This window comes from Deltaproteobacteria bacterium (genome assembly GCA_016875395.1).
Lineage (GTDB): Bacteria > Myxococcota_A > UBA9160 > UBA9160 > UBA6930 > VGRF01.
Genome location: VGRF01000010.1, coordinates 1 through 24,717, shown reverse-complemented (window position 1 = coordinate 24,717; position 24,717 = coordinate 1). Strand labels below are relative to the sequence as shown.

The 24,717-nt window shown below is 70.1% G+C and carries 26 protein-coding genes; 14 read left to right on the top strand and 12 right to left on the bottom strand.

Translation table 11 applies throughout. The features are described 5' to 3' along the window. Positions 1-248: 248 nt before the first annotated feature. From FJ091_09840 to FJ091_09800, 9 genes are all read right to left on the bottom strand, one after another. Positions 249-1,787, bottom strand: coding sequence for a 2,3-bisphosphoglycerate-independent phosphoglycerate mutase (locus tag FJ091_09840; GenBank protein MBM4383655.1), 1,539 nt, complete (start codon positions 1,785-1,787; stop codon positions 249-251). Positions 1,788-1,792: 5 nt separating this feature from the next. Continuing rightward, the gene (gene rsfS, locus FJ091_09835) at positions 1,793-2,209 is read right to left on the bottom strand and encodes a ribosome silencing factor (protein MBM4383654.1); all 417 of its coding nucleotides are present in this window, start codon (positions 2,207-2,209) and stop codon (positions 1,793-1,795) included. Then, entirely contained in the window at positions 2,209-2,880 is a 672-nt protein-coding gene (gene nadD, locus FJ091_09830) for a nicotinate (nicotinamide) nucleotide adenylyltransferase (protein ID MBM4383653.1), read from the bottom strand. Before nadD ends, rsfS begins: the two co-directional genes overlap by 1 nt. Further along, positions 2,877-4,133 carry a glutamate-5-semialdehyde dehydrogenase gene (locus FJ091_09825; GenBank protein MBM4383652.1) on the bottom strand — a complete coding sequence of 419 codons (1,257 nt, stop codon included), beginning with the start codon at positions 4,131-4,133 and terminating at the stop codon, positions 2,877-2,879. The genes nadD and FJ091_09825 overlap by 4 nt, the downstream gene beginning before the upstream one ends. A gap of 8 nt (positions 4,134-4,141) precedes the next feature. Further along, positions 4,142-5,275, bottom strand: coding sequence for a glutamate 5-kinase (proB, locus tag FJ091_09820; GenBank protein ID MBM4383651.1), 1,134 nt, complete (start codon positions 5,273-5,275; stop codon positions 4,142-4,144). Positions 5,276-5,283: 8 nt separating this feature from the next. Continuing rightward, positions 5,284-6,336: a GTPase ObgE gene (gene obgE, locus FJ091_09815; GenBank protein ID MBM4383650.1), complete on the bottom strand. Its 1,053-nt coding sequence runs from the start codon at positions 6,334-6,336 to the stop codon at positions 5,284-5,286. 54 nt (positions 6,337-6,390) lie between these two features. After that, on the bottom strand, positions 6,391-6,645 hold the full coding sequence (gene rpmA, locus FJ091_09810) for a 50S ribosomal protein L27 (protein ID MBM4383649.1): 255 nt from the start codon (positions 6,643-6,645) through the stop codon (positions 6,391-6,393). A 91-nt stretch (positions 6,646-6,736) separates the two neighbouring features. After that, positions 6,737-7,048, bottom strand: coding sequence for a 50S ribosomal protein L21 (gene rplU, locus FJ091_09805; GenBank protein ID MBM4383648.1), 312 nt, complete (start codon positions 7,046-7,048; stop codon positions 6,737-6,739). Then, entirely contained in the window at positions 7,048-8,892 is a 1,845-nt protein-coding gene (locus FJ091_09800; protein ID MBM4383647.1) for an Rne/Rng family ribonuclease, read from the bottom strand. Before FJ091_09800 ends, rplU begins: the two co-directional genes overlap by 1 nt. 451 nt (positions 8,893-9,343) lie before the next feature. Between FJ091_09800 and FJ091_09795 the strand changes: the two genes are divergently transcribed. From FJ091_09795 to FJ091_09750, 10 genes are all read left to right on the top strand, one after another. Further along, the gene (locus FJ091_09795) at positions 9,344-10,726 is read left to right on the top strand and encodes an L-seryl-tRNA(Sec) selenium transferase (GenBank protein ID MBM4383646.1); all 1,383 of its coding nucleotides are present in this window, start codon (positions 9,344-9,346) and stop codon (positions 10,724-10,726) included. A 38-nt stretch (positions 10,727-10,764) separates the two neighbouring features. After that, entirely contained in the window at positions 10,765-11,361 is a 597-nt protein-coding gene (locus FJ091_09790; protein MBM4383645.1) for an HNH endonuclease, read from the top strand. 69 nt (positions 11,362-11,430) lie between these two features. After that, a complete protein-coding gene (locus FJ091_09785; protein ID MBM4383644.1) occupies positions 11,431-12,330 on the top strand; it encodes an AAA family ATPase in 900 nt (299 codons plus the stop codon). Beyond that, positions 12,327-12,947, top strand: coding sequence for a helix-turn-helix domain-containing protein (locus FJ091_09780; protein ID MBM4383643.1), 621 nt, complete (start codon positions 12,327-12,329; stop codon positions 12,945-12,947). The genes FJ091_09785 and FJ091_09780 overlap by 4 nt, the downstream gene beginning before the upstream one ends. Beyond that, positions 12,944-13,210, top strand: a complete 267-nt coding sequence (locus FJ091_09775) for a hypothetical protein (GenBank protein MBM4383642.1) — start codon at positions 12,944-12,946, stop codon at positions 13,208-13,210. Before FJ091_09780 ends, FJ091_09775 begins: the two co-directional genes overlap by 4 nt. 4 nt (positions 13,211-13,214) lie before the next feature. Beyond that, the gene (locus FJ091_09770; protein MBM4383641.1) at positions 13,215-14,153 is read left to right on the top strand and encodes an RluA family pseudouridine synthase; all 939 of its coding nucleotides are present in this window, start codon (positions 13,215-13,217) and stop codon (positions 14,151-14,153) included. Beyond that, a complete protein-coding gene (locus FJ091_09765) occupies positions 14,146-14,802 on the top strand; it encodes a polyphenol oxidase family protein (protein ID MBM4383640.1) in 657 nt (218 codons plus the stop codon). Before FJ091_09770 ends, FJ091_09765 begins: the two co-directional genes overlap by 8 nt. Beyond that, complete coding sequence (locus FJ091_09760; protein ID MBM4383639.1) at positions 14,799-15,245, top strand: hypothetical protein; 447 nt, start codon at positions 14,799-14,801, stop codon at positions 15,243-15,245. Before FJ091_09765 ends, FJ091_09760 begins: the two co-directional genes overlap by 4 nt. Continuing rightward, a complete protein-coding gene (locus FJ091_09755; protein MBM4383638.1) occupies positions 15,242-17,479 on the top strand; it encodes a PBP1A family penicillin-binding protein in 2,238 nt (745 codons plus the stop codon). The genes FJ091_09760 and FJ091_09755 overlap by 4 nt, the downstream gene beginning before the upstream one ends. Positions 17,480-17,492: 13 nt before the next feature. Then, the gene (locus FJ091_09750) at positions 17,493-18,269 is read left to right on the top strand and encodes a prolipoprotein diacylglyceryl transferase (GenBank protein MBM4383637.1); all 777 of its coding nucleotides are present in this window, start codon (positions 17,493-17,495) and stop codon (positions 18,267-18,269) included. Here FJ091_09750 and FJ091_09745 read toward each other — a convergent pair. Beyond that, positions 18,244-18,942, bottom strand: a complete 699-nt coding sequence (locus tag FJ091_09745; GenBank protein ID MBM4383636.1) for a phosphatase PAP2 family protein — start codon at positions 18,940-18,942, stop codon at positions 18,244-18,246. The two genes, FJ091_09750 and FJ091_09745, sit on opposite strands and share 26 nt — an antisense overlap. A gap of 346 nt (positions 18,943-19,288) precedes the next feature. Here FJ091_09745 and prfA point away from each other — a divergent pair, with 346 nt between their 5' ends. From prfA to hisB, 4 genes are read left to right on the top strand one after another with little or no spacing between them, the layout of a single operon-like run. Then, a complete protein-coding gene (gene prfA, locus FJ091_09740; protein MBM4383635.1) occupies positions 19,289-20,392 on the top strand; it encodes a peptide chain release factor 1 in 1,104 nt (367 codons plus the stop codon). Continuing rightward, entirely contained in the window at positions 20,389-21,264 is an 876-nt protein-coding gene (gene prmC / locus FJ091_09735) for a peptide chain release factor N(5)-glutamine methyltransferase (protein MBM4383634.1), read from the top strand. The genes prfA and prmC overlap by 4 nt, the downstream gene beginning before the upstream one ends. Further along, entirely contained in the window at positions 21,264-22,643 is a 1,380-nt protein-coding gene (gene hisD, locus FJ091_09730; GenBank protein ID MBM4383633.1) for a histidinol dehydrogenase, read from the top strand. The genes prmC and hisD overlap by 1 nt, the downstream gene beginning before the upstream one ends. 42 nt (positions 22,644-22,685) lie before the next feature. Beyond that, positions 22,686-23,291, top strand: a complete 606-nt coding sequence (hisB, locus tag FJ091_09725) for an imidazoleglycerol-phosphate dehydratase HisB (GenBank protein ID MBM4383632.1) — start codon at positions 22,686-22,688, stop codon at positions 23,289-23,291. A gap of 11 nt (positions 23,292-23,302) precedes the next feature. Here hisB and FJ091_09720 read toward each other — a convergent pair whose 3' ends face one another. Beyond that, positions 23,303-24,484 carry a hypothetical protein gene (locus tag FJ091_09720; GenBank protein ID MBM4383631.1) on the bottom strand — a complete coding sequence of 394 codons (1,182 nt, stop codon included), beginning with the start codon at positions 24,482-24,484 and terminating at the stop codon, positions 23,303-23,305. A 111-nt stretch (positions 24,485-24,595) separates the two neighbouring features. After that, positions 24,596-24,717, bottom strand: a 122-nt coding sequence (locus FJ091_09715; GenBank protein ID MBM4383630.1) for an IS5/IS1182 family transposase, incomplete at its 5' end; no start/stop codon positions are given.

Below are 24,717 nucleotides of genomic sequence, written 5' to 3'. Positions count from 1 at the left end.
CTTTACTTTCTTGCGGAACGTCCTCGCTCCTCACGGCTCGCGGCTGCGCTCGCGGGCGGGCGCCGGCCTCCTGCTGACTGTGCGGGTGCTGGAATGGAAGCGCTGAGCGCCAATCGGAGACGCGCCAGTCGGGGACGTTCCGCAAGTAAGTAAAGAAAGTCCTGCTTTACTTTCTTGCGGAACGTCCCCGGTCTGCCGTCCCCGCCTTGCCGCCCCCTGCTCGCCATCGGCAGCGCCCGGGATCGGCTCTACACCCCGACGATCAGGCTGCGCCCCGTCATCTCTGCCGGCTGCGGGATGCCGAGCAGCGCGCAGAGCGTGGGCGCGACGTCGGCGAGGCCGCCGTCGCGCAGCTTGCGACCGGCGGCGCTGCGCGTTGCCCACCAGAGCGGCACGGGGTTGGTGGTGTGCGCGGTGTGCGGCTCGCCGGTGACGGGGTCGACCATCAGCTCGCAGTTGCCGTGGTCCGCGGTGATGAGGGCCTCGCCGCCGCGCGCGAGCACGGCGTCGACGACGCGTTCGAGGCACGCGTCGATCGTTTCGACCGCCTTCACCGCGGCCGGCAGCACACCCGTGTGCCCGACCATGTCGGGGTTCGCGAAGTTGACGAGGATGAACGCGTAGTCCTCGTCGGCGATGCCGGCGAGCAGCTTCTCCGTAACAACCTGCGCGCTCATCTCGGGCTTGTGGTCGTAGGTGGGCACGTCGCGCGGCGACGGCACGAGCACGCGGTCCTCGCCGGGGAACGGCTCTTCGAGGCCGCAGTTGAAGAAGAACGTCACGTGCGCGTACTTCTCGGTCTCGGCGATGCGCAGCTGCGACATGCCGCGCGCCGCGAGCAGCTCCGCCAGAATCTGGCGCGGCTGCTCGCTCGTGAACGCGACCGGCAGTCCGAACTGCGCGTCGTACTCGCTGAGGCACACGAAGCGCGCGAGCCTCGGCACGCGCGCGCGCGTGAGCTTCCCCGCGAAGCGCTCCTCGCAAACGCTCGCGAGCGCGCAGGTGAGCTGGCGCGCGCGGTCGGCGCGGAAGTTGAAGAAGAGCGCGACGTCGCCGTCGTCGAGCGGCACGCCCCCCGCGATCACGGTGGCGTCCACGAACTCGTCGCCGACGTCCTTCGCGTACGCCTGCGTCACCGCCGCGAGCGCATCCGGCGCCGCTTTGCCGCGCGCGAGCACGATCGCGTCGTAGGCGCGCTGCACGCGCTCCCAGCGGTTGTCGCGATCCATCGCCCAGTAGCGGCCGATGACGGTCGCGATCTTGCCGCCGGCGCGCGCGACGTGAGGCGCGAGCCGCGCGATGTAGCCGTCCGCCGAGCGCGGCGGCGTGTCGCGGCCATCGAGGAACGCATGCACGATCGGCGCGACTGCCTGCGACGCGCAGTAGGCGATCAGCGCTTCGAGGTGATCCTGGTGGCTGTGCACGCCGCCGTCGCTCACGAGCCCTAACAAGTGAATGCGCCCGCGGCCCGCTCGCGCGGCGGCGACGGCGCTCGCGATCTCCGGCACGCGCGCTGCGCCGCCGTTCGCGAGCGCCTTCGAGATGCGCGTCATGTCCATGTCGATGATGCGCCCCGCGCCGAGCGTCATGTGGCCGACTTCGGAGTTGCCCATCTGACCCGGCGGCAGGCCGACCGCTTCGCCCGACGTCTCGAGCTTCGACATCGGGAACTCGCGGCGCGCGCGCGCTAAGAACGTGGCGTGCGCGAGCGCAGTCGAGTCCGCAGGGCCGCCGTCGCCGAGACCGAAACCGTCCAGCACCACCAGCATCACGGGCCCGCGCGCCACCGAGCTCACCTCGCTCTGCGCTGCTTCAGCTCGGCGGGCTCGACGTCCATGCGCGGCGCGTCGGCCCACAAACGCTCGAGGTCGTAGTGCCTGCGCGTGTCTTCGAGGAACACGTGGAAGATCACGCTCCCGAAGTCGAGCAGCGCCCAAACGCCCTCGGTCTCGCCCTCGGCGCCGAGCGAGCGAATGCCATCGCGCCGCGCTGCTTCCTGCACGCCATCGGCGATCGCGCGCACCTGTTGGCGCGAGCGACCCGACGCGATCAGGAACGTGTCGGCGAGCGAAGTCAGCCCGTTCACGTCGAGCGCGACGACGTCCTCCGCTTGCTTCTCGTAGGCGGCGCTCGCGAGCGCGCGCGCCCGCGCGAGCTGCGCAGGATCAGGAAGCTTGGCTTCGGTCTTGTTAGGGGCTTCTTGCGTCATCACTTCACTTCGTAGGCGCCGCTCGCGAGCACGGCGTCGTGAATCGTGTCGGGCAGGAGGTAGCGCACGCTCTCGCCGGCCCCGATGCGGCGCCGAATGTCGGTGGCCGAGATGTCGAGCGCGTCGATCAGGACGCGCGCGAGGCTCGTCCTCGCCGTGCGATGCGTGCCGCTCTCGCCGTCCGCGGCCCACTCGATCGGCGCGGCGAGCGCCTCGGAAATCAGGTTGCGGAGCGGCTTTCCGAGGCCCGGCGGGCGCGTCATCACCGCGAAGTCGGCGAGGCTTAGCAGCGTGCTCGGCTCTCGCCAGAGATCGAGCTCGGCGAAGGCGTCCTCGCCGACGATGAACACGAGCCGCGCGGGCGCGAAACGCGCGCCGAGCACGCGCAACGTGTCGACCGTGTACGAAGGCCCCGCGCGCCGCAGCTCGAGGTCGTCCGCGACGAAGTGCGCGTGACCGCGCAGCGCGGCCTCGACCCACGCCAGCCGCAGCGCAGCGGGTGCGATCGTGTGCGCGCCATCTCGCTTCAGCGGCGGATCCGCAGCCGGCACGAACACGATGCGCGCGAGGCCGAGTCGCTTCAGCACGAGCTCTGCGGCGTGGAGATGCCCTCGATGGATCGGATTGAAGGTGCCGCCGAGAATCCCGATGCGATCAGCGCCCGCAGTCATTCGCGCAGCTGACCGTCTCCGAAGAGCACGAACTTGCGCGTGGTCAGCTCTTCGAGGCCCATCGGGCCGAAGGCGTGGAGCTTCGAGGTGCTGATGCCGATCTCGGCGCCGAGGCCGAGGCGGTAGCCGTCGCTGAACGCGGTGGAACAGTTCACGCCCACCGTCGACGAGTTCACGCGGCGCGTGAACGACTGCGCGTTCGCGTAGTCGTTCGTGACGATCACGTCCGTGTGCTCGGTGCCGTTGCGCTGGATCAGCGCGATCGCTTCGTCGAGATCGCGCACGACGCGCACGGCGAGAATCTTGTCGAGGTACTCCGTCGTCCAGTCTGCTTCGCCCGCGCGCACGGCTTCGGCGAACAGCTCGCGGGTTCGCGCGCAGCCTCGAATCTCGACGCCTTCTTCGTGCAGCGCCTTGAGCACGACGGGCAGCACTCGCGGCGCCGCCGCTTCGTGACACAAGAGTGTGTCGAGTGCGTTGCACACGGCGACCTGGCGAATCTTCGAGTCGATCGCGATCGCGCGCGCCATCTCGGCATCCGCGCTCGCGTCGAGGAACACGTGCACCACGCCGGCGTCGTGCTTGATCACGGGCACGCGCGCGCCGTCGAGAACGCGCTGGATCAGCGCGTTGCCGCCGCGCGGAATGATCAGGTCGATGTGCTTGTCGAGCTTCACGAGGTGATCGATCGCCGCGCGATCCGTCGTCGCGACGACCGTCACGGCAGCCTCGGGCAAGCCCGTATCCTGCGCCGCGCAGCGCAGCTCCTCGGCCAGCGCGAGGTTGCTGCGAATCGCCTCGCTGCCGCCGCGCAGGATCACCGCGTTGCCCGCCTTCACGCACAGTGCTGCCGCGTCGACGGTCACGTTCGGTCGCGACTCGTAGATGATCCCGATCACGCCGAGGGGAATGCGCATGCGGCCCACGCGCAGGCCGTTCGGGCGCACGCGCATCTCGCTGATCTCGCCGACGGGATCCGGCAGCTGCGCCACCTGCCGCAGGCCGTCGAGCATGTCCGCCCACTTCGACCCCGCGAGATCGAGGCGCTTCACCATCGGCGCGGCGACGCCCTTCAGCTCGGCCTCGCGCATGTCCTCGCGATTCACCGCGAGGATGCGCTCCTTCGCGGCTTCGAGGCGCTGCGCGGCCCGTAACAACCACGCGTTCTTCTCGCGCGTCGACAAGTTCGCGACCGCGGGCGCCGCGGCCTTCGCGCGCGCGGCCAGCTCTTGGATTTCTCGTGCAACGTCCATGCGAAGTCTCAGCTGTTGGGCGAGCGCGACGGCAGCAGCACGAGGTCGTCGCGGTGGATCACTTCGTCGCCGTTGGTGAACCCTAGCACCGTGAGAATTCGCGAAGTCGGCGCGCCCTTGATGCGCTCGACCTCATCGGCCGAGTACGTGGCGAGCCCGCGTGCGAACTCGCGCCCGCGAGTGTCGACGCACGCGACCGGGTCGCCGCGCTGGAACTTGCCCTCCACGCGCACGACTCCAGCGGGCAGGAGGCTGCGCCCGCGCTCGGTCAGCGCGCGCACGGCGCCCTCGTCGAGCACGAGCACGCCGCGCGGCTTCGCGGTGAACGCGATGCGGTGCTTCTTGCTTGCGAGCTTGTTGCCGGCGCGGAACAGCGTGCCCACAGGCTCGCCTGCCGCGACGCGCAGCAGCACGTCCTTCGCGCGCCCGTGACACAGCACGGTCGCGGCGCCCGAGCCTGCCGCGCTCCGCGCCGCCTCGAGCTTCGTGACCATGCCGCCGCGCCCGAACGCAGTGCCCGCGCCGCCCGCGGCCTGCGCCACGTCCCCGACGTGCTCCACCACGCCATACAGCGGAGGAAGCGGCTTCCCTTTCTCAGGCGGCGCCTGATGGAGCCCGTCGACGTCGGTGAGGATCACGAGCAGCTCGGCGCCGATCAGGTTCACCATCGTCGCCGACAAGTTGTCGTTGTCGCCGAAGCGAATCTCCTCGGTCGCGACCGTGTCGTTCTCGTTCACGACCGGGATCACGCCGAGCTCGAGCAGCTTCGCGAGCGTGTTGCGTGCGTTGAGGAAGCCCTCGCGGTCCTCGAGCCCCGAGCGCGTCACGAGAATCTGCGCGACTTCGCGGCCGCGCTTGCGCAGCGCCTTGCGCCACAGCTCCGAGAGCCCGATCTGGCCGACCGCTGCCGCGGCCTGCTTTTCCGGAATCGTCTTGCCGGGCTGCTTCCACCGAAGCCGGTGGCTGCCGATCGCGATCGCTCCCGACGAGACGACGACGACTTCCTTGCCCGCGTCCGCGAGCGCCGCGATCTGCCTCGTCAGCTCCGCGACGACGCGCGTGCGCACGCGGCCCGCCTCGGTGAGCGTGCCGCTGCCGATTTTCACGACGATGCGCTTCGCGCGCGCCGCATCTCTGCGCAGCTCCTCCGTCACCTGGTGCTCTCCTGCAGTGCGCGCTCCTCCTGGATCGCGCGCCAGAGTGCGCGCACCAGCGCGGGGATGCCTTCGCCGCTCACGCCCGAGCCGCGCAGCACGCTGCAGCCGCGCGCCTCGAGCGCGCGCTGCACTTCATCGAGCACGCCGCGATCGCCGAGCGCGTCGATCTTGTTCAGCAGCACGAGCTCGCGGCGCTCGCTCAGCGCCGTGTCGTATGCGGCCAGCTCCTTGCGGATCGTCTCGTACTCGCCGAGCACGTCGCGCGAGTCGTCGAGCAGCGCGGTGCAGTCGAGCAGGTGCAGCAGCACGCGCGTTCGCTCGATGTGGCGCAGGAAGCGGTCGCCGAGGCCGGCGCCTTCGCTCGCGCCCTCGATCAGGCCCGGAATGTCGGCGACCACGAAGCGCTGATCGTCGAGGGTGACGACGCCGAGGTTCGGCGTGAGCGTCGTGAACGGGTAGTCGGCGATGCGCGGCTTCGCGGCCGAGATGCGCGCGAGCAGCGTCGACTTGCCGGCGTTCGGGAGACCTAACAAGCCCACGTCCGCGAGCAGCTTGAGCGAGAGACGCAGCTTGCACGCCTCGCCCGTCGTGCCGGGCTTCGCGAAGTCGGGCGTCTGGCGCGTCGGCGTCGCGAAGCGCGCGTTGCCGAAGCCGCCGATGCCGCCGCGCGCGGCGACGAAGCGCTGCCCCGCCTCCGCGAGATCGGCGAGCGGCGCATCGCCGGGCTCGGCGTCGGCGTCGTAGATCTGCGTGCCGACGGGCACGCGCACGGTCGCGTCCTCGCCGTTGCGCCCCGCCATGTTGCGCCCCGCGCCGTCGCCGCCGCGCGGCGCTTCGATGCGGCGCTGATACTTCTGGTCGAGCAGCGTCGAGAGATTCGCGTCCGCGAGGAACACGACGCTGCCGCCGTTGCCGCCGTCGCCACCCGCTGGCCCACCGCGCGGCACGAACTTCTCGCGGCGAAACGAGACGCAGCCGTTGCCGCCGTCGCCCGCGCGAACGGTGACGACGGCTTCGTCGATGAAGGGATCGCCCTCGTGGTTCATTGCACGTCCTGCTGGAGAGGACCCAGCCAGACGCGCGGGCGCTCCCCTAACTCCTCAGGCTGCCGGCTCGACCTTGGCGACGAGCTTGCCCTTCGAAGGGCCGTAGCTGACGACGCCGTCGACCAGCGCGAACAGCGTCCAGTCGCGGCCGACACCGACGTTGCGGCCGGGGTGAATGCGCGTGCCGACCTGGCGAACGAGGATGTTGCCGGCCTTCACCATTTCGCCCGCGTAGCGCTTCACGCCGCGGCGCTGGCCGTGGCTGTCGCGACCGTTGCGGGAGGAACCCTGACCCTTTTTGTGTGCCATCTCTTCGACTCTCCGCTCGGCTTCGCCTCGCTGCGCGCGGCCTACGCCGCTTTGCGGCGTTCGGTCGCTTGCCGGGCTCGGTTGCTCGCAGTTAAGCGCGGATCTCGGTCACCTGGACTTCGGTGTAGTCCTGGCGGTGGCCTTGCCTGCGCCGGTAGTTCTTGCGCCGCTTGCTCTTGAAGATCGTGATCTTCTCGCCGCGACCGTGCGCGCGGATCGTGCCGAGCACCTTGGCCCCGCTCACGAGCGGCTTGCCGATCTTCGCCTCGCCCTCGCCGCCGACCATCAGCACTTGGTCGAACTCGATGGCGGCGCCCACTTCACCCGCGAGCTTGCCCACGCGCACCGCCGTCCCCGGCGTCACGCGAACCTGCAGCCCGCCCGTCTTCACGACCGCGTACATCACACGCCCTCTTCTTGCTCACGGAAGCGCGGCAGTATCGAAGATTCGCTTTGCCCGTCAACCGGCGCGGCGGCGACTTCTGCAGGACCCGCGGCGGTTTCCGGCTCGTTGCTGGCCGAAGGGGCCGCAGCCGGGGCCTCGAGGTCGTCCTCGTCGTCGAGCAGCGACATCGAGAGGTACTCGGGACGGGGCGCCTGGGGCGCCGCGGGCTCCGGGGGGGCCGCCGTCTCCTGGGCTCGCTCGGCGGCGCGTTCCGCCCGGGCGCGCGCCGCGGCTTCACGGGCCTCCGCCTGCTGCTGGCGCTCGCTCTTGCGGTCTGCGAGCCACGGCAGCGGCACCGTGATCGGCTCCCCCTCGCCCGCGGATACGATCTCGAACTGCTCCTGGTGCAGCTCCACCCGCGCCCGAATCTCGATCTCGCGGCCGAGCTCGCGCTCGACGGCCTGCAGGCTCGACCGCTCGTGGGTCATCAGCTGCTCGGCCACCGAGCGGTGCACCGTCACCACCACGCGCCGGCCGCCGAAGCGCGGCAGGTCCTTGCGGATCTCGCGCAGCACCTTGTGCGCCACCGACTCCGGGGTCAGCACGTAGCCCTTGCCCTCGCAGTACGCGCAGGGTTCGCACAACATCTGCACGAGGTTCTCGCGCGTGCGCTTGCGGGTCATCTCGACCAGCCCAAGCTCGCTGATCTTCAGGATGTTCGTCTTCGCCTTGTCCTGGCGAAGCTCCTGCTGGAGCGCGCGGTAAACCTTCTCGCGGTTCTCGCTCGACTCCATGTCGATCAGGTCGAGGATGATCAGCCCGCCGATGTTGCGGAAGCGGAGCTGGTTCACGATCTCGCGCACCGCTTCGAGGTTGGTGCGCAGCACCGTCTCCTCGAGGTCGCGCTTGCCCACGAAGCGGCCCGTGTTCACGTCGATCGCGGTGAGCGCCTCGCTCTGGTCGACGATCAGGTAGCCACCGCTCTTGAGCCACACCTTGCGGCCGAGGTTGGTGTCGATCTGCTCCTCGATCCCGAACTCGTCGAAGACCGGCAGCGCGCCCTGGTAGTGCTCGATGCGCGGTTTCGGGTCGGCCATGAAGCGGTCGGCGAAGCCCTGGATCTCCGCGTGAACGCTCGGCGAGTCGATCACGATTCGCTTTGTGTCGCTGTTCGCAAAGTCGCGCAGTACCCGCAGTGCCAGGCTCGGCTCGCTGTAGAGGAACGCCGGCGCGCGTACCTGATCCTTGCGGATCTGGATGTCGTCCCAGACCGTCGTCAGGTACCGCACGTCGGCCTCGAGGTCGGCGTCGCGCGTGCCTTCGCCCGCGGTGCGGATGATGAAACCGAGGTCCGCGGGCTTCACGCGCTGCACGATGTCGCGCAGGCGCCGGCGCTCGCTGTCGGAGTCGATCTTGCGCGACACGCCCACGCGCTGCGCCCACGGCGTCAGCACGAGGTGCCGCCCGGCGATCGAGATGTGCGAGGTGATGCGCGCGCCCTTGGTGCCGATCGGCTCCTTGGCGATCTGCACCACGATCTCTTGGCCCTCGCGCACGAGCGTCTCGATCGAGGGGGCGCGGCGGTTGCGCCGCCCGCGCTGGCGCGGGTCACCGCCGTCGTCCAGCTCCTCGATGTCCTCGACGTAGTCGCCGGCGTAGAGGAACGCCGCCTTCTCGAGGCCGATGTCCACGAACGCCGCCTGCATACCAGGCAGCACCCGCATCACCTTCCCTTTGACCACGCTCCCGACCACGCTCTTGCTGCGCGCGCGTTCGAGGTGGAACTCGATGAACTGCTTCTTTTCGAGAATCGCGACGCGGGTCTCGCCGGGCGTCGCATTGATCAGGATTTCGTTCTGCATCCTCGTTCCGTAGGCCTGGGGCCGAGAGGTGCAGCGCCTTGGATCTCGCTCACCACGCGCCTCCAGCGCTTGTGTGCCGAGCTCAGGCTTTGTCTGCGAGAACCGCTCCCGCGGGAGCGGGGCGGGATCAGGCGGAGGGGGCGACGCCCGACTCGGGGTCGCGCAGCTGGACGGGATCTCGCTGGAGCGTCCCGAGCTGGCCGATGCCTGTTCGATTCAATCGAGGCATTTCAGGGTTTCGTTTCGTTCGCGGCCCAGGGTTCCTTGGCGCTCCGCGGGTTCCCGCCTCACGTCCAGCGCCTGTCGTCACCCCTAGACCTCGCCACGATTTCTCAGGCACCCTCCGGCACTCTGCCGTTTCCGAGGGAAATGCCTTCGAAGCGAAGTCCGTTCTGGCCGAAAAAATGACTTGGGGAGCATCATGGATCGCGTCCCGCCGGTCAAGAATGGAATGGGTTTCGGCAAGGGATCGGCAGATCCTGAGCAGGATTTGCGGCGCTCGCTGCCCTCGGTCGATCGCTTGCTGCGCGAGCTGGAGGCCGCCGAGGGCTGCGACCTCCCGCGATGGGCGCTCGCGGAGGCTGTCCGATGGGCCATCGCGGAGGCGCGAGGGCGGGTCGAAGCAGGCGAGTTGCCGGGCGACGTCCGAGCCAACGCCCTGCGTGCCGCGCGCACGCTCAGCGGCGCGCGCCCCGCGCGCGTGATCAACGCGACCGGTGTCGTGCTCCACACGAACCTCGGCCGCTCGGTGCTCGGCGACGGCGCCGCCGAGGCCGTTCGCCACGCGGCGGCGCACTACTCCGACCTCGAGCTCGACCTCGCGAGCGGCGAGCGCGGCGACCGGCTCGCCGGCCTCGAGACGAAGCTGCGCCTCCTCTCGGGCGCCGGCGCGGCGGCGGTCGCAAACAACTGCGCCGCGGCCGTGCTGCTCGCGCTCGACACCTTCGCCCGCGGCAAGGAGGTCGTGGTCTCGCGCGGGGAGCTGGTCGAGATCGGGGGCTCGTTCCGCGTGCCCGAGATCCTCGCCCGGGCGGGCGTGAAGCTGGTCGAGGTCGGCACCACCAATCGCACGCACGCGCGGGACTACGAGGACGCGATCTCGCCGGACACGGGGCTGCTGCTGAAGGTGCACCGCTCGAACTTCGAGCAGCGCGGCTTCGTGGCCGAGGTCGAGCTAGGCGAGCTCGCCGCAATCGGGAAGCGGCGCGGCGTGCCCGTCGTGGAGGACCTCGGCAGCGGCACCCTCTTCGACCTGCGCGAGCGCGGCTTTCCCGCCGAGTCCTTCGTGCCCGCGCGGCTCGCGAGCGGCGTCGACGTGGTGTGCTTCTCCGGCGACAAGCTGCTCGGCGGCCCGCAGGCCGGCATCGCGCTCGGTGCGCCGGAGCGCATCCGCGCGATGCGCAAGAACCCCCTCGCGCGCGCACTGCGGGTCGACAAGCTCACGCTCGCCGCGCTCGACTGGCTCGCCACCGCGCTGCTCGACGGGCGCCACAGCGAGATCCCGACGCTGCGCATGCTGCTCGCGCCCGAGCGCGAGCTGGAGGCGCGCGCACGCGAGCTCGCGGCGCAGCTCACGGCCGCGGGCGTGAAGGCGAGCGTGGTGCGCACCGAGTCGCCTGTCGGGGGCGGCTCGCTGCCGGGCTTCGTGCTGCCGTCGCACGCGGTCGCCCTCGAGTCGAGGCAGAGCGCGGCGCAGCTCGCCGCCGCGCTGCGCGCCGCCCCGCCCGCCGTGCTCGCGCGCGTGCAGGACGCGCGCGTGCTGCTCGACGTGCGCACCCTGCTCGCGGGCGACGACGCCGAGGTCGTGAGAGCGCTCACTTCCCTCGCGCGTTGATTGATGGCCCTAGGCGCGTCGCGTACTCTGGCGCGCCGATGCTGTCGTCGAGCGTTCTCGTCCTCAATCGCTCGTATCTGCCGATTCACGTCACGTCGGTGCGTCGGGCGTTCACGCTCGTTTATCAGGGCATCGCGCGCGTCATCGACGAGGAGTACAAGACCTTCGACTTCGACAGCTGGACGCAGCTCGCGGTCGCCCGCAACGAGGAGTCGATCGGCACGCCCCACGGCCGCGTCCGCATCCCGCGCGTGATCGTGCTCGTCGCGTTCGATCGCCTGCCGCGCCGCCACGTGCGCTTCAGCCGCATCAACCTGATGGCCCGCGACGACTTCCAGTGCCAGTACTGCGGCGTGAAGCCGCGCCGCGCGGAGCTGAACCTCGACCACGTGATCCCGCGCGCGCTCGGCGGCAAGAGCACGTGGGAGAACGTGGTGACGAGCTGCATCGACTGCAATCGGCTGAAGGGCGGGCGCACGCCGAAGCAGGCGAGCATGAAGCTGATGAAGCGGCCGGAGCGCCCGCGCTGGACGCCGCTCATGAACCTGATGTTCTCGAGCGTGCGGTACAAGGAATGGCGTCCGTTCCTGAGCGTGGTCGACGTCTCGTACTGGAACACCGAGCTCGTCGAATAGTCGACGCGGAGCGCTCCTACGGAAACCGGTCCCTACATCTCGGACGTTCCGCGCCCGCGCCTCATCGCGGTGGGCGGCGGCAAGGGCGGCGTCGGCAAGACGTTCCTCTCGGCGAACCTCGCGATCACGCTCGCGCGCGCGGGCTACCGCGTGATCGCGGTCGACACCGACGTCGAGGGCCCGAATCTCCACACGCTCACCGGCGTGAAGGCGCCCGCGCGCACGCTCGCGGACTTCATCGCGGGCCGCGAGCCGAACTTGTTGCGGCTGATCGTCGCCACGCCCAGCGAGAACCTCGGCCTCATCGCCGCGACGCAGGGCAACCTCGCCGGCGCGCAGCCCGACGCCGCGCGGCGCGCGGACCTGCTCGCGCAGCTGCGCCGCATGCCGTGCGACTTCGTGATCGTCGACTGCGGCGCCGGCGCACACGCCGCCACGCTCGACTACTTCCTCGTCAGCGACGACGGCCTGATCGTCGTGCACCCCGAGCCCACCTCGATCGAGAACGCCTACACGTTCGTGCGCGCCGCCTTCTACCGGCGCATGCAAGCCGCGCTCAACAAGCACGACGTGCGCGCGCTCGTGCGCGAAGCGATGGACCAGAAGAACGCGCGCGGCATCTCGACGCCGCTCGACTTGTTGCGGGAAGTCGAGCAGATGGATCCCGAGGAGGGGCAGCGCTTCGTCGACACGATGCGCCGCTTCCGCCCGCGCATCGTGGTGAACGAAGTCGCGAGCGCCGAGGACGTGAAGCTCGGCTTCTCGATCAGCAGCGTGTGCAGGCGCTTCTTCGGCATCGACGCCGACTACATCGGCTACCTGAACCGCGACGCGGCGGTGCGCGAAGCCGTGAAGCAGCGCCGCCCGCTGCTCGACATCCAGCCCGATGGCGACGCCGCGGTGTACCTGAAGCGCATCGCACGCAAGCTCGCAGAAGGTGTGCCGCTGCCGAGGGAAGACGCGCGATGAGGCCGTTCTCGGATCAAACCCACTACGAGATCCTCGAAGTCGCGCGCGACGCGAACGCCGAGCAGATCGAGCGCGCGTATCGCATCGCACGCGCGACGTACTCGGCCGACTCGCTCGCCACCTACTCGGTCTACGACGACAAGGAGGTGTCCGCGCTGCAGGAGCGCATCGAGCTCGCGTACAGCGTGCTGCGCGACGTCGACCAGCGCGCGGCGTACGACGCGACGCTCGGCGGCGAGCCGCGCGTCGAGCTCGCGCTCAGCTTCGCCGACGAGAGCGAGGACGAGCTGGAAGCGGCGCCCGAGATTCGCGGCTTCGAAGAGAGCGTGTACGAAGGCGGCGTCGACGGCGCGCGGCTCCGGCGTTGGCGCATGGCGCGCGGCATCGAGCTCGAGCGCATCGCGAGCGCGACCAAGATCGGTGCGAGCTATCTGAAGTCGCTCGAAGAAGAGGACTTCGCCGCGCTGCCCGCGACCGTGTACGTGCGCGGCTTCGTCACGGCGTACGTGCGTGCGGTGGGCCTCGACGCCGACCGCGTCGTCCCGATCTACATGCAGCGCGTGCTGGCCGCGCGGCCCGAGAAGCCCGCGCGGCCCGTCGTGCGGCGCGCGCGATGACGCGCATCGCGGATCCGGCTCGCGCGCTGCGGCTCGCGCGAGCCGTGGTGTCGGACATCGTGCTCTACCACCCCGAGCTCGTGCGCGAGGGCCTCGCGAACGACGACCTGTTCGAGCGCATGGCGAGCGAGCTGAAAGAAGGGCGCGACTACTTCGACGAGCGCGTCGAAGCGGACACTGCGCGCACGACGAACGCGTGGAACCGCGCGCTCGTGGACGTACTCGTCGCCCGTAACAAGCACGTTCGCTCGCGACTCTGGTAGCGGCGTGGCGCCGGAGTACGTGGTTCACGCCGAGCACGCCGGCGAGCGGCTCGATCGCGCGCTGTCGGCGCTCGCGGGCGTGGCGCGGGCGCAGGCGCAGCGCTGGATCAAGGAGGAGCGCGTGCGCGTGAATGGCGCGCCGGCGCGGGCGAGCCAACGCGTGGAGGCTGGCGACCGCGTGCTCGCGGATCCGCCGGAGGCGGCTCCGAGCGAGCTGGTGCCGCAGCCGATCGCCATCACGATTCTTCACGAAGACGACGCGCTGGTCGTGCTCGACAAGCCCGCGGGCCTGGTCGTGCACCCGGCGCCCGGTCACGCGCAGGGCACGCTGGTGAACGCCCTGCTGCACCACGTGCGCGATCTCGCGGGCATCGGCGGCGTCGCGCGGCCCGGCATCGTGCACCGCCTCGATCGCGGCACCTCGGGCGTGATGGTCGCGGCGAAGACCGACGCCGCGCACGCCGCGCTCTCGAAGCAGTTTCACGACCACACGATCGAGCGCGTCTACCTCGCGTTCGCGCGCGGCGCGCCGGCGCAGGACGAGGGGCGCATCGAGCGCGCGATCGGCCGGCACCCGAGCGACCGCAAGCGCATGAGCATCGCCACGAAGCGCGGGCGCGCGGCGGCGACGCGCTGGCGAGTGCTGCGCCGCTTCGCGAAGAGCGGCGTGGTGAAGCTCGAGGTACGGCCCGAGACCGGCCGCACGCACCAGATTCGCGTACACCTCTCCTCCCACGGCCTCCCGTTGTTAGGGGACGAGACCTACGGCAAGGCCGCGGGCGGCGCGTTCGCAAAGCAGCTCGCGCGCCCGGCGCTGCACGCCGCGGTGCTCGGCTTCACGCACCCGACGAGCGGCGCCGCGCTGCGCTTCGAAGCGCCGCTTCCCGCCGATCTCGTCGCGCTCGAGGACGCGCTCGCTGCTGCGGAGCCGCGCCGTGGCTGACGCCGCTGCGAGCTTCCTGCTCGATCCGGTGCTCACCGCGCGCGGAGTCGCGCACGGCTTCGGCCTGCGCACGAGCAGCGAGCCGCCGTGGCGCCGCCCGCGCCAAGTACACGGCGCGCGCGTCGTGTGGGCGGAGCGCGCGAACGAGCTCGGCGACGCGGACGCCGTGCTGACGCGCGAACGCGGCCTGCGCGTCGGCATCGCGACCGCCGATTGCGTGCCGATTCTGCTCACGGCGGGCGGCTGCGTCGGCGCGGTGCACGCGGGCTGGCGCGGCTTCGCGGCGGGCGTGATCGAGAACGCGCTCGCCGAGCTTTCGAGCGCGGCGCGCGGCGCAGAGATCGCGGCGGCGATCGGGCCGTGCATCGGCGGCTGTTGTTACGAAGTCGATGCACCCGTGATCGATCCGCTGCGCGCGCGCTACGGGAAGCTCGTCGACGTGACGCTCACGCCGACGCGCCCCGGGCACGCGCGCATCGACCTCGGCTTGCTCGCGCAGCTTGCTCTCGCGCGCGCGGGCATCGCACCGCGCGCCGTCGGCGTCGCCGCGCGCGAGTGCACGCGCTGCGACGCCGCGCGCTTCCACTCGTTCCGCCGCGACGGCGCGAGCGCCGGCCGCCTCGCGCACTGGATCGAGGCGAGCGCGTGAGCGTGCGGCACGTCGCCCTCGCGTTCGGGTTGTCGGTGGCTGCGACGCTAGCGAGCGCCGAGACGTGGGATCCCGCCGATGTCGCCGAGGCGCAGCGGCTTCAAGCCGAGGAAGCGGCGCGCGCCGCCGAGTACCGCCGGCGTGTCGCGCGCGGCGACATCCGCGCCGAGTCCGCCCCGATGCCCCGCGAAGCGCCGCAGCGACCCGAGGACGGCGGTGAGGTCGAGACTCTCGGCGACTTCTTCGATCGCCTCTTCCGCCGCGCGGAAGAGCGCGCCGAGGAACGCGCCGCCGAGCCGCGGCGCGAGCGCTCGCGCGAGGAGCTGCGCCGCGAACAGCGCGAACGGCGGCGCATGGAGCGCGCGCGACGCGACGCCGAGCGCGCGCGAGAAGCAGACGACTGGTGGGACGAGGAAGAGCGGCGCATGGAGCGCGCGCGATGACGGCGCGCCGCGCGCTCGCCGCCGCGCTGTGTGCGTGCGCACTCGCCTTCGCGTGCTCGCTCGGGCCGCGCCCGCCGCTCTCGGAGCAGGTGCTGCCGCTGCCCACGCGCGTGTACGGTCGCTCGCTCACGCTCGAAGTGGGGAAGCCTGCGGGCCTCGCGCGCATCGAGAAGCACCTGCGCGCGGCCGGTTATCAGGCCGCGAAGGCAGAGCCGAAGCCCGGCGAGTTTCGCGCGGCAAAGAGCGCGTTCTCGCTGCGCGCGCGGCGCCTCGCGTATCCGGGCGCGCCCGCGCCCGAAGCGCTGATCACCGGCACGCTGCATCCGAGCGGAGCGGTCGCCTCGCTCTCGGTGAATGGCGGCGAAGCGAGCAAGGTCGTGCTCGAGCCGCCGCTGCTGGCATCGCTCGCCGAGAGCGGCGAAGACCGCGAGGTCGTGCGGCTCGCCGACATTCCGCTGCACGTCGTCGACGCGGTCCTGATGACCGAGGACCGCCGCTTCTACTCGCACATCGGCGTCGACCCGATCCGCATGTTCGGCGCGGCCGTCGAGAACGCGAAAGAACAGCGCATCGCGGAAGGCGGCAGCACGATCACGCAGCAGCTCGTTAAGAACGTCTACCTGTCGCCCGAGCGCACCTTCACGCGCAAGCTCAAAGAGATCTTTCGCGCGCTGTGGCTCGAGCTGCGGTACTCGAAGGACGAGATTCTCGAGGCGTACCTCAACGAGATCTACCTCGGGCAGGACGGCGCGCTGGCGGTGCACGGCGTCTCGCGCGCGGCGCGCTTCTACTTCGGAAAGGACGTGAAGGAGCTGACGCTCGCGGACGGCGCGCTGCTCGCGGCGCTGATCCAAGGCCCGAACGGGCTCTCACCGTTCCGGCAAGCGGAGAAGGCGAAGATCCGCCGCAATCTCGTGCTCGACGTGATGCACGACGAGCGCCGCATCGACGCCGCCGCGCGCGACGCCGCGAAGTCGCAGCCGCTCGGCGTGAAGCGCGAGAAGGCGCGGCCGACCTTCGCCGCGAGCTTCGTGACGAAGATTCGCAGCGATCTTGCAGCGCGCGTCGACGAGGACTCCCTCAGCCGCGCGGGCTTCGGCGTCTTCACCACGCTCGACGCGAGTCATCAGGCCGCAGCCGAGGCCGCGGTGACCGACCAGCTCGCGGCGCTCGAGCGCGCCTACCCGAAGCTGCGGCGCGCGAAAAAGCCGCTGCAAGCCGCACTCGTTGCCCTGGATGCGAAGAACGGCGACGTGCTCGCGTACGTGGGCGGTCGCAAGGCGGCGCGCGGCACGCTCGATCGCGTCGTGCAGGCGCACCGCCAGCCGGGCAGCGTGTTCAAGCCGATCGTCGCGCTGGCTGCCCTAACAAGCACGGAGCGCGACGCCGAGCGCTTCACGCTCGCGACGATCCTCGAAGACGAGCCGCTCAGCATCACGATCGACGACAAGGCCTGGGCGCCCGAAAACAACGACAAGCGCTACCGCGGACCCGTGACGCTGCGCCGTGCGCTCGAGGACTCGCTCAACGTGCCCTTCGCGCGGCTCGGGCTCGAGACCGGCCTCGTGCGCGTGGCCGAGACCGCGCGCGAGCTCGGCATCGAGAGCGCGCTGCGCCCCGTGCCCTCGATCGCGCTCGGCGCCTTCGAGATGACCCCCCTCGAAGTGGCGCGCACCTACGCCGTGTTCGCGAGCGGCGGCGTGCTCTCGCGCCCGCGCATGACGCTCGCAGTGCGCGAGGCGGACGGCGGCGACCTCGGCGGCGATGTCGCGGACAGCGCGCGCGTGTTCGACGCAGAGCCCGTGTACCTAATCACCTCGGCGCTGCAGGGCGCCGTCGACCGCGGCACCGGGCGCGGCCTGCGCGGCCTGGGCGTGCGCGGCGCCTTCGCGGGCAAGACCGGCACCACGAATGATCGCCGCGACGCTTGGTTCGCGGGCTACACGCCGGAAGTCGTCGTCGTCGCGTGGGTGGGCTTCGACGACGGCGCGCGCGTGGGGCTTTCCGGCGCCGAGGCCGCGCTGCCCGTCGTCGCGCGCTTCGTGAAGGGGGCGCTCGGCGCGAGCGGCTGGGCAGACTTCGCCGTGCCCGCGGGAGTCGTTACGGCCGAGATCCACACCGGCACGGGCCTCCTCGCCGCTTCGTGGTGCGACGGCGTCGAGGAGGTCTTCCTGCGCGGCACGCGCCCGACCGAGCGCTGCCCGCGCCCGCAGCGGTGGTGGCGCTGGTGGTGACGGGGGCGCGCGCGTGATCCCGTACGTCGAGCATCCCACCTGGGAGATCGGGGGCTACACGCTGCAGGCGTTTCGCCTGCTCGCGCTCGCCGCGATCGTGGTGCAGGTGGAGCTGACCGTGCGCCGCGCGCCGGGCGTGGGCATCGCGCGCGAGACGGCGAGCGCGCTGATCCTGTGGGCCGTCGTGCTCGGCCTCGCCTCGGCGCACGTCTTCGACGTGCTCGCCTACCGCCCTCACGTGCTGCGCGAGGATCCACTCGAGTTGTTTCGGGTGTGGGGCGAGCTTTCGTCGACTGGGGGAATGCTCGGCGGGCTCGCGGGGCTCTTCCTCGTCGCGCGGCGCAGGGGACTCGCAGCCGGCGAGATCGCGCGCTTCTTCGACGTGGTGATGTTCGCGCTGCCCTTCACGCTCGCGGTCGGCCGCTTCGGCTGCGCGCTGCAGCACGATCACCTCGGCATCGCCTCCACGAGCGTGTTCGCCGTGAGCTTCCCCGAAGGCGCGCCGTGGGGCGGCCCGCGCTTCGACCTGGGCCTGCTCGAGGCGCTGCTGTGCCTCGCGATCGGCGCCGCGTTCCTGCTGCTCGATCGTGCGCGGCCGCAACAACTTCGCGCGCCAGGTTTCTTCGCCGCGCTGTTCTTCGCGCTCTACGGGCCGGGGCGCTTCGCACTCGACTTCTTGCGCGTGGGCGAAGCGCGCTACGCAGGGCTCACGCCCGCGCAGTGGCTGATGCTGGGCGCGAGCCTCGCGGCGCTGGGGTGGCTGGTCAGGAAGCGGGCGGCGACTCCCTGAGCGCGCGTGCCGTCCGCGCGAAAGCCAACGAATGAGCCGTCGCGCCTAACAACCCGCCCGCCACCAGATCCACCGCCCAGTGCTGCTTGCTCGCGAGCGCCGCGAACGCGATCACGCCCGCCCATGCGAGCGAGCCCGCGTCCCAGAGCGCGCGCTGCAAGGGGCGTGCGAGCTGCATGCCGCACACGCGCCGCGCGTGGAGCAGACACATTACGGTGAGCCCCGCGTGAAGTGACGGGAACGCGTTGCCGGGTGTGTCGACCGCGACGAGCCAGCCGAGCTCGGCCGCGTGCATCGCCTCCGGCGGACGCGGGCCCGCGCTCGGGAACAGCGCGAAGAACGCGAAGCTCGGCGTACACAGCCACACGAGCGCGCGGCCGAAGGCGCGCACCTCGTCGCGCGAGGCGGAGAGCAGGGCGGAGAGCGGCACGAGCGCGAACAGCGACGCGTACGCCCACACCCAGCCGGGCGCGAAGGGGATCAGCGCGTCGAGGGCGAGCGCCGGCGGCGCGAACGGCGCGCCGAACGCGACGCGCTGCAGCGCGAAGTAGGGCACACAAATCCCCACCGTGAGCCCCGCGAAGAGCCGCAGCTTCGCGCCGAGATGGGACGCAAGCCGCGCGCGAACGCCGATCTGCCGCGCTGCGCGCCGCGCATCCCCACTGATCGCCACTCACCCCTCCGCCGCGCCGATCTTGGCCCTGAGACATTCCGGCCGGGCCGAAATGTGTCGCCGGTGAGTCACTTTGGCCCGGCCGAAATGTGTCGCGGGCCGACGGTCCGAGGGCATCGAACGATCTGGCCGGGCCGAATCGTCGCAGGGGCGGTCGTTTTGGCCCGGCCGAAACGTTCGCTTCCGCGGTCCGACGCTGCGCAGCCGAATTCCCCAGCGCCCGCGCTCGCTTGCGGCAGCGGGGCCACTCCGCGACCTTGCGCCGCGCTGCGCCGCTTTCCCCCGGACGGCGCCTCCGCGCGGCTCGCGCGCGGGCTCGCCTCGCCCCTCGCATTCGGATTCACCCATGGCTTCCCCGCAAACCGACTGGCTCGAACGCATCCGCGACGTGGAGACGCGCGTTGCGGCGCTCGAGTCGCGGCTTGCCGACCCCGCCACGGCGCAGAAGCAGGGCGAGCTGGCGAAGGTGGGGAAGGAGCTGTCGGACCTGCGGCCCGTCGTGGACGCGGGTTCCGTCTACAAGAAGACGCTGCAGGCGATCGCGGACAACCAGGAGATGGCGCGCGACTCCGACGCCGAGATCGCGGCGCTCGCGCAGGCCGAGCTGCCAGACCTCGAAGCCAAGCGCGACCAGCTCGTGCAGGAGATCCGCCGGCTGCTCATCCCCAAGGATCCGACCGACGAGCGCGACGCGATCCTCGAGATTCGCGCGGGCACCGGCGGCGAAGAGGCGGCGCTGTTCGCGTCGGACCTGTTCCGCATGTACTCGCGCTACGCGGAAGGGCTGCGCTGGAAGATCGAGCCGCTCTCGATCTCCGAGACCGGGTCTGGCGGCTTCAAGGAGATCATCGTCGGCATCTCGGGCAAGGACGTGTTCGGGCGCCTCAAGCACGAGCGCGGCGTGCACCGCGTGCAGCGCGTGCCCGCGACCGAGGGCGCCGGCCGCATTCACACCTCGACCGTCACGGTGGCGGTGTTGCCCGAGGCGGAAGAGGTCGACATCACGATCAACCCCGCCGATCTGCGCATCGACGTGTTTCGCTCGGGTGGGCCGGGCGGGCAGTCCGTGAACACGACCGACTCGGCGGTGCGCGTGACGCACATCCCGAGCGGCGTGGTGGTGCAGTGCCAGGACGAGAAGAGCCAGCACAAGAACAAGGCGAAGGCGCTGAAGGTCTTGCGCTCGCGGCTCCTCGAGGCGGAGCTCGAGCGCCAGGCGAACGAGCGCGCGAGCGAGCGCCGCTCGCAAGTCGGGACGGGCGACCGCAGCGAGAAGATCCGCACCTACAACTACCCGCAGAACCGCGTCACCGATCACCGCGCGGGCTTGACGCTCCACCAGCTCGATCGCGTGATGGAAGGCGAGGTGGGCGACCTGCTCGAAGGCGTCGCGAGCTACATGCTGAGCGAGCGCGAGAAGGCGCTCGCGAGCGAGGGCCGCGCCGCGTGAGCGACACCTGGACCGTGCTCGCGCTGCTGAAGTGGACCACGGACTACTTCAAGCAGAAAGGCATCGAGAGCGCGCGCCTCGACGCCGAGGCCCTGCTCGCCTTCGCGCTCGGCACGGATCGCCTGCGGCTCTACCTCGACTTCGAGAAGCCCGTGCTCGCGGACGAGCGCGCGCGCTTCCGCGAGCTCGTGAAGCAGCGCACCGAGGCGCGCACGCCGGTCGCGTACCTCACCGGCACGCGCGAGTTCTGGTCGATGCCGCTCGCGGTCACCCCCGACGTGCTCGTGCCCCGGCCCGAGACCGAGACGCTCGTCGAGGCGGTGCTCGCCGAGCTGCCCGACGTCGAGGCCGAGCTCACCGCGTTCGACCTCGGCACGGGCTCGGGCGCGATCGCGCTCGCGCTCGCGAAGGAGCGCCCGAAGCTGCGCGTCGTGGCGGGCGACCTCTCCGCCGCAGCGCTCGCGGTTGCCGAACGAAACGCGAGCGCGCACAGCCTCGGCGATCGCGTGCGCTTCGTGCACGGCGAGGGCTTCACACCCGTTCTGGGCCAGCGCTTCGACGTGATCGTGTCGAACCCGCCCTATCTCGCGGAGTCCGAAGCAGACTCGCTTGCACCCGAGCTCGCGCACGAGCCGCGCGGCGCGCTGTTCGCGGGCTCCGATGGCGCGGCGCTGCTGCGCAAGATCGCGCACGAAGCGCCACTCTTCTTGAATCAGGGTGGCCTGATTGCGCTAGAGCTTGCGCCTGCGCAGGCGGACGAGTTGACACAAACCCTCGCGCGGTGCGGCTTCGAGGGGCCGCGAACGCACCGCGATTTGGGGGGACGAGCGCGAGTTGTTACGGCGCGTGCTCGACGAACGGGGAGAAGCTGATGGCCAAGACGAGCGCGCCCAAGGGCGGCATCGCGTTTCTGCAAGCCGGCGAGGCCGGCTTCGAGCGCGCCTTCAACAAGCTGTGCGCGCGGCGCGCGGCACAAGAAGAGTCGGTCGATAAGACCGTCGCGAAGATCGTGGCCGACGTGCGCGAGAACGGCGACGCGGAGCTGTTCGCGCTCACCAAGAAACTGGACGGATGCGACCTCGAAAAATTTGAAGTCCACAAGAAGGACTGGGACGCGGCGTGCGACCGCGTGCCGCCGGCGGACCGCGCGGCGCTCGGCAAGAGCGCGATGCGCGTGCGCGAGTTCCACCGCAAGCGCATCCCGTCGAGCTGGGAGATGCGCGAAGAGGGCGGCGCGCTGATGGGACACAAGGTGCGCGCGCTCGAGCGCGTGGGCATCTACGTGCCCGGCGGCAAGGCGAGCTACCCGAGCACCGTGATCATGAACGCGGTGCCGGCCTCGGTCGTCGAGGTGCCCGACATCATCATGGTCACGCCGCCGGGAAAGAACGGCGAGATTCGCGACGAGGTGCTGATGGCGGCGCGCGTCGCGGGCGTGCACCGCGTGTTCCGCCTCGGCGGCGCGCAGGCCGTCGCGGCGCTCGCGTTCGGGACGCAGAGCGTGCCGCGCGTCGACAAGATCGTGGGCCCGGGCAACGCCTACGTGCAGCACGCAAAGAAGCTCGTGTTCGGCGAAGTCGCGATCGACAGCGAAGCCGGCGCGACCGAAGTCGTCGTGATCGCGGACAAGAGCGCGACGCCGGCGTGGGTCGCAGCGGACATGCTTTCGCAGGCAGAGCACGAGGAAGGCGCGAGCGCGATCCTGATCACCACGACGAAGGCGATCGCGCAGAAGGTGAAAGAGCAGCTCGAGAAGCAACTCGGCGATCTCTCGCGCGAGAAGATCGCGCGCGCGGCGCTCGCGAATGGCGCGATCGTGGTGGCGAAGGACATCGAGCACGCCTTCGAGCTCGCGAATCGCTACGCGCCCGAGCACCTCGTGATCGCGACCGACGACGCGGAGGCGCAGCTCAAGAAGGTGAAGAACGCGGGCACCGTGTTCCTCGGGCACTACACGCCCGTCGCGGTCGGCGACTACCTCGCCGGCCCGAACCACGTGCTGCCCACCGGCGGCACCGCGCGCTTCTTCTCGCCGCTCGGCGTCGACGACTTCCTGAAGCGCACCGCGTTCGTGCGCTTCGAGGCGCCGAAGCTGCGCGAGCTCGGGAGCGACGTGATCCGCCTCGCGAACCTCGAAGGTTTCACCGGCCACGGCAACAGCGTCGAGCTGCGCCTCGCTAAGATCCGCAAAGCCCGCCGCGAGCGCGAAGCCGCGCGCGACGCGGAGACCGAGGCGGAGATGGACTGGTAGCCGCGCTCACGAGCGCGCGGCTGCGTGACGAAACGAGATGGCATGACGAGCGAAGCACCGAGCAGACGAGCCCGCATTGAGCGCAAGACGCGCGAGACCGAGATTCGCGCCGACTTCACGCTCGACGGCACCGGCGCCTACGACGTCGCGACCGGCATCCCGTTCTTCGACCACATGCTCGAGTCGTTCGCGAAGCACGGCCTGTTCGACCTGACGCTGCGCGCGCAGGGCGATCTCGCGGTCGACCTGCACCACACCGTCGAGGACGTCGGCATCGTGCTCGGTCAAGCGCTGCGCCAAGCGCTCGGCGACGCGCGGGGCATCCGCCGCTACGGGCAGCAAGCGCTGCCGATGGCCGAGTCGCGCGCCGACGTCGCCGTCGACGTCTCGAACCGCCCGTTCCTCGTCTACCGCGTCGCGCTCGCCAACGACCGCGTCGGCAACTTCGACGTCTCGCTGGTCGAGGACTTCCTCTACGCCTTCGCGCAGAACGCCGGCCTCGATCTGCACGTCGAGCTTCGATACGGCATGAGCCCGCACCACGCGATCGAGGCGATCTTCAAGGGCCTCGCGCGCGCGCTGCGCGTCGCGTGCGAGATCGACCCGCGCGCCGCGGGGGCGGTGATGAGCGTGAAGGGGGCGCTGTAGGCGGGGGGACGTTACGCCCCTCTGCTACCTCGCTTCTTGGACACTTCCAGCCATCCAAGGTGCATTCTTCGGGTCTCGTCGATGACGAGGTCCCAGGTTTTGAACTCCGCGTAGTCGGTCTTCTCAACGGATCTCCGCATGCGGTTCGCTTTCTCGGTGTACCCCTGGGCAATCATCAACCCTCGAACACGCGGCGGGTTCGTGCTCTTCGAATAGTGGTCAATCGCCGTCAAGACATAGGAATGGAATTTGTTCACTTCTCCCTCGGAAACGTTGTGGATCGCTCCACTCGCTTTCCGGGCTCTCTTGATCTCGACGACGATCACTTCGTCGATGGGAGCCGGTGCCTTGGGCTTGAGAACGAAGAGGAAATCGATTCGCTCGCCGGTCTCGTCCAACTCCGGCGCGTAGTCTGGATTCCAATCGGATACATCGACTTCATCGTCATACAGGTGCCACCTGGGGTCCAGTAGCCACGCGTTCTCGCGGACGGTGTTGTGGAGGTCAGGCACCTCTCGAGTTCCGTCCGCGACCTGGGTCGCCAGACGATCGGTCGCGCCAATTCGCCCCTCGATAATGGTCTGAGTTCGTCGGGCATCAATCAGGCCAAACTCGCGGACTAGCTCCCACATTCGCTCCTGAACGTGGTCATCCTCCTCGCTGATTTTCTCGATCATCTCGCGCACGACGACATCCGCTTGTGCGTTAATCACCTCTCGCATCACATCAGCAACCCCGCTGGTCGGCAACTCGGGGAGCCGCGCAACGGTCTTCGCAACCTTCATGAGGCGCTCGCGCTCATGCTTGGTGTTCCCACTAAACAACTCAGCTAGATCGTTCTCCTCTTCGAACTCCTCGATCCGTTTGAGCGATCGAAGTCGATTCCTCTCCTTCAACGCCCATCTCAGGCGGTCCCGGCCCCAAGAGAGAAATCCCGCCAGTCGGTCCTCCTCAATCTGAAGCTGATCTCGGTTCGACTGAATCAAGTCATCCTCAATGTCGGCCCCAGCATCGATCCAGTTCGCCTCGACCTCGCCGACTAGATACTCCTGACCCAGCTGGCCCTCGGTCCCCTGGGATCGCCCGAACTGGAATGGGCGTTGGGCCATTTTTCCGTTGGCGAGCACGGAGATGCCCTGCTGCGCGCTCTCATCGAGAGGTTTCTCGGTGAAGCCGATCCACCAACGAATCACTTTTCCGTCGACAACTTCCCGCGCCCAGCCGTCGGCATCGATTTCGACCTCTCCACTCGGAACCCCATCTCGCGGGAATCGATACTCGACAGGAGTCGCGAACCTAAGAGCCTATCCGAAAACCCCAGCCAGTTTCATCGTGATCCAGGCACAGGCGAGATGGAGCATTGCCTCGTAGTTCTGCTCGCGCTTCTCCCAGCGGACGAGGAGCCGGCGGAATCGGTTCATCCACG

Coding starts and splice junctions, on each gene's coding strand:
- obgE (MBM4383650.1), bottom strand. CDS start 6,336: ATGAACCACGAGGGCGATCCCTTCATCGACGAAGCCGTCGTCACCGTT.
- rplU (MBM4383648.1), bottom strand. CDS start 7,048: ATGTACGCGGTCGTGAAGACGGGCGGGCTGCAGGTTCGCGTGACGCCG.
- rsfS (MBM4383654.1), bottom strand. CDS start 2,209: ATGACGCAAGAAGCCCCTAACAAGACCGAAGCCAAGCTTCCTGATCCT.
- prfA (MBM4383635.1), top strand. CDS start 19,289: ATGGCTTCCCCGCAAACCGACTGGCTCGAACGCATCCGCGACGTGGAG.
- hisB (MBM4383632.1), top strand. CDS start 22,686: ATGACGAGCGAAGCACCGAGCAGACGAGCCCGCATTGAGCGCAAGACG.
- FJ091_09825 (MBM4383652.1), bottom strand. CDS start 4,133: ATGGACGTTGCACGAGAAATCCAAGAGCTGGCCGCGCGCGCGAAGGCC.
- FJ091_09790 (MBM4383645.1), top strand. CDS start 10,765: ATGCTGTCGTCGAGCGTTCTCGTCCTCAATCGCTCGTATCTGCCGATT.
- FJ091_09780 (MBM4383643.1), top strand. CDS start 12,327: ATGAGGCCGTTCTCGGATCAAACCCACTACGAGATCCTCGAAGTCGCG.
- hisD (MBM4383633.1), top strand. CDS start 21,264: ATGGCCAAGACGAGCGCGCCCAAGGGCGGCATCGCGTTTCTGCAAGCC.
- nadD (MBM4383653.1), bottom strand. CDS start 2,880: ATGACTGCGGGCGCTGATCGCATCGGGATTCTCGGCGGCACCTTCAAT.
- FJ091_09775 (MBM4383642.1), top strand. CDS start 12,944: ATGACGCGCATCGCGGATCCGGCTCGCGCGCTGCGGCTCGCGCGAGCC.
- FJ091_09795 (MBM4383646.1), top strand. CDS start 9,344: ATGGGTTTCGGCAAGGGATCGGCAGATCCTGAGCAGGATTTGCGGCGC.
- FJ091_09800 (MBM4383647.1), bottom strand. CDS start 8,892: ATGCAGAACGAAATCCTGATCAATGCGACGCCCGGCGAGACCCGCGTC.
- rpmA (MBM4383649.1), bottom strand. CDS start 6,645: ATGGCACACAAAAAGGGTCAGGGTTCCTCCCGCAACGGTCGCGACAGC.
- FJ091_09755 (MBM4383638.1), top strand. CDS start 15,242: ATGACGGCGCGCCGCGCGCTCGCCGCCGCGCTGTGTGCGTGCGCACTC.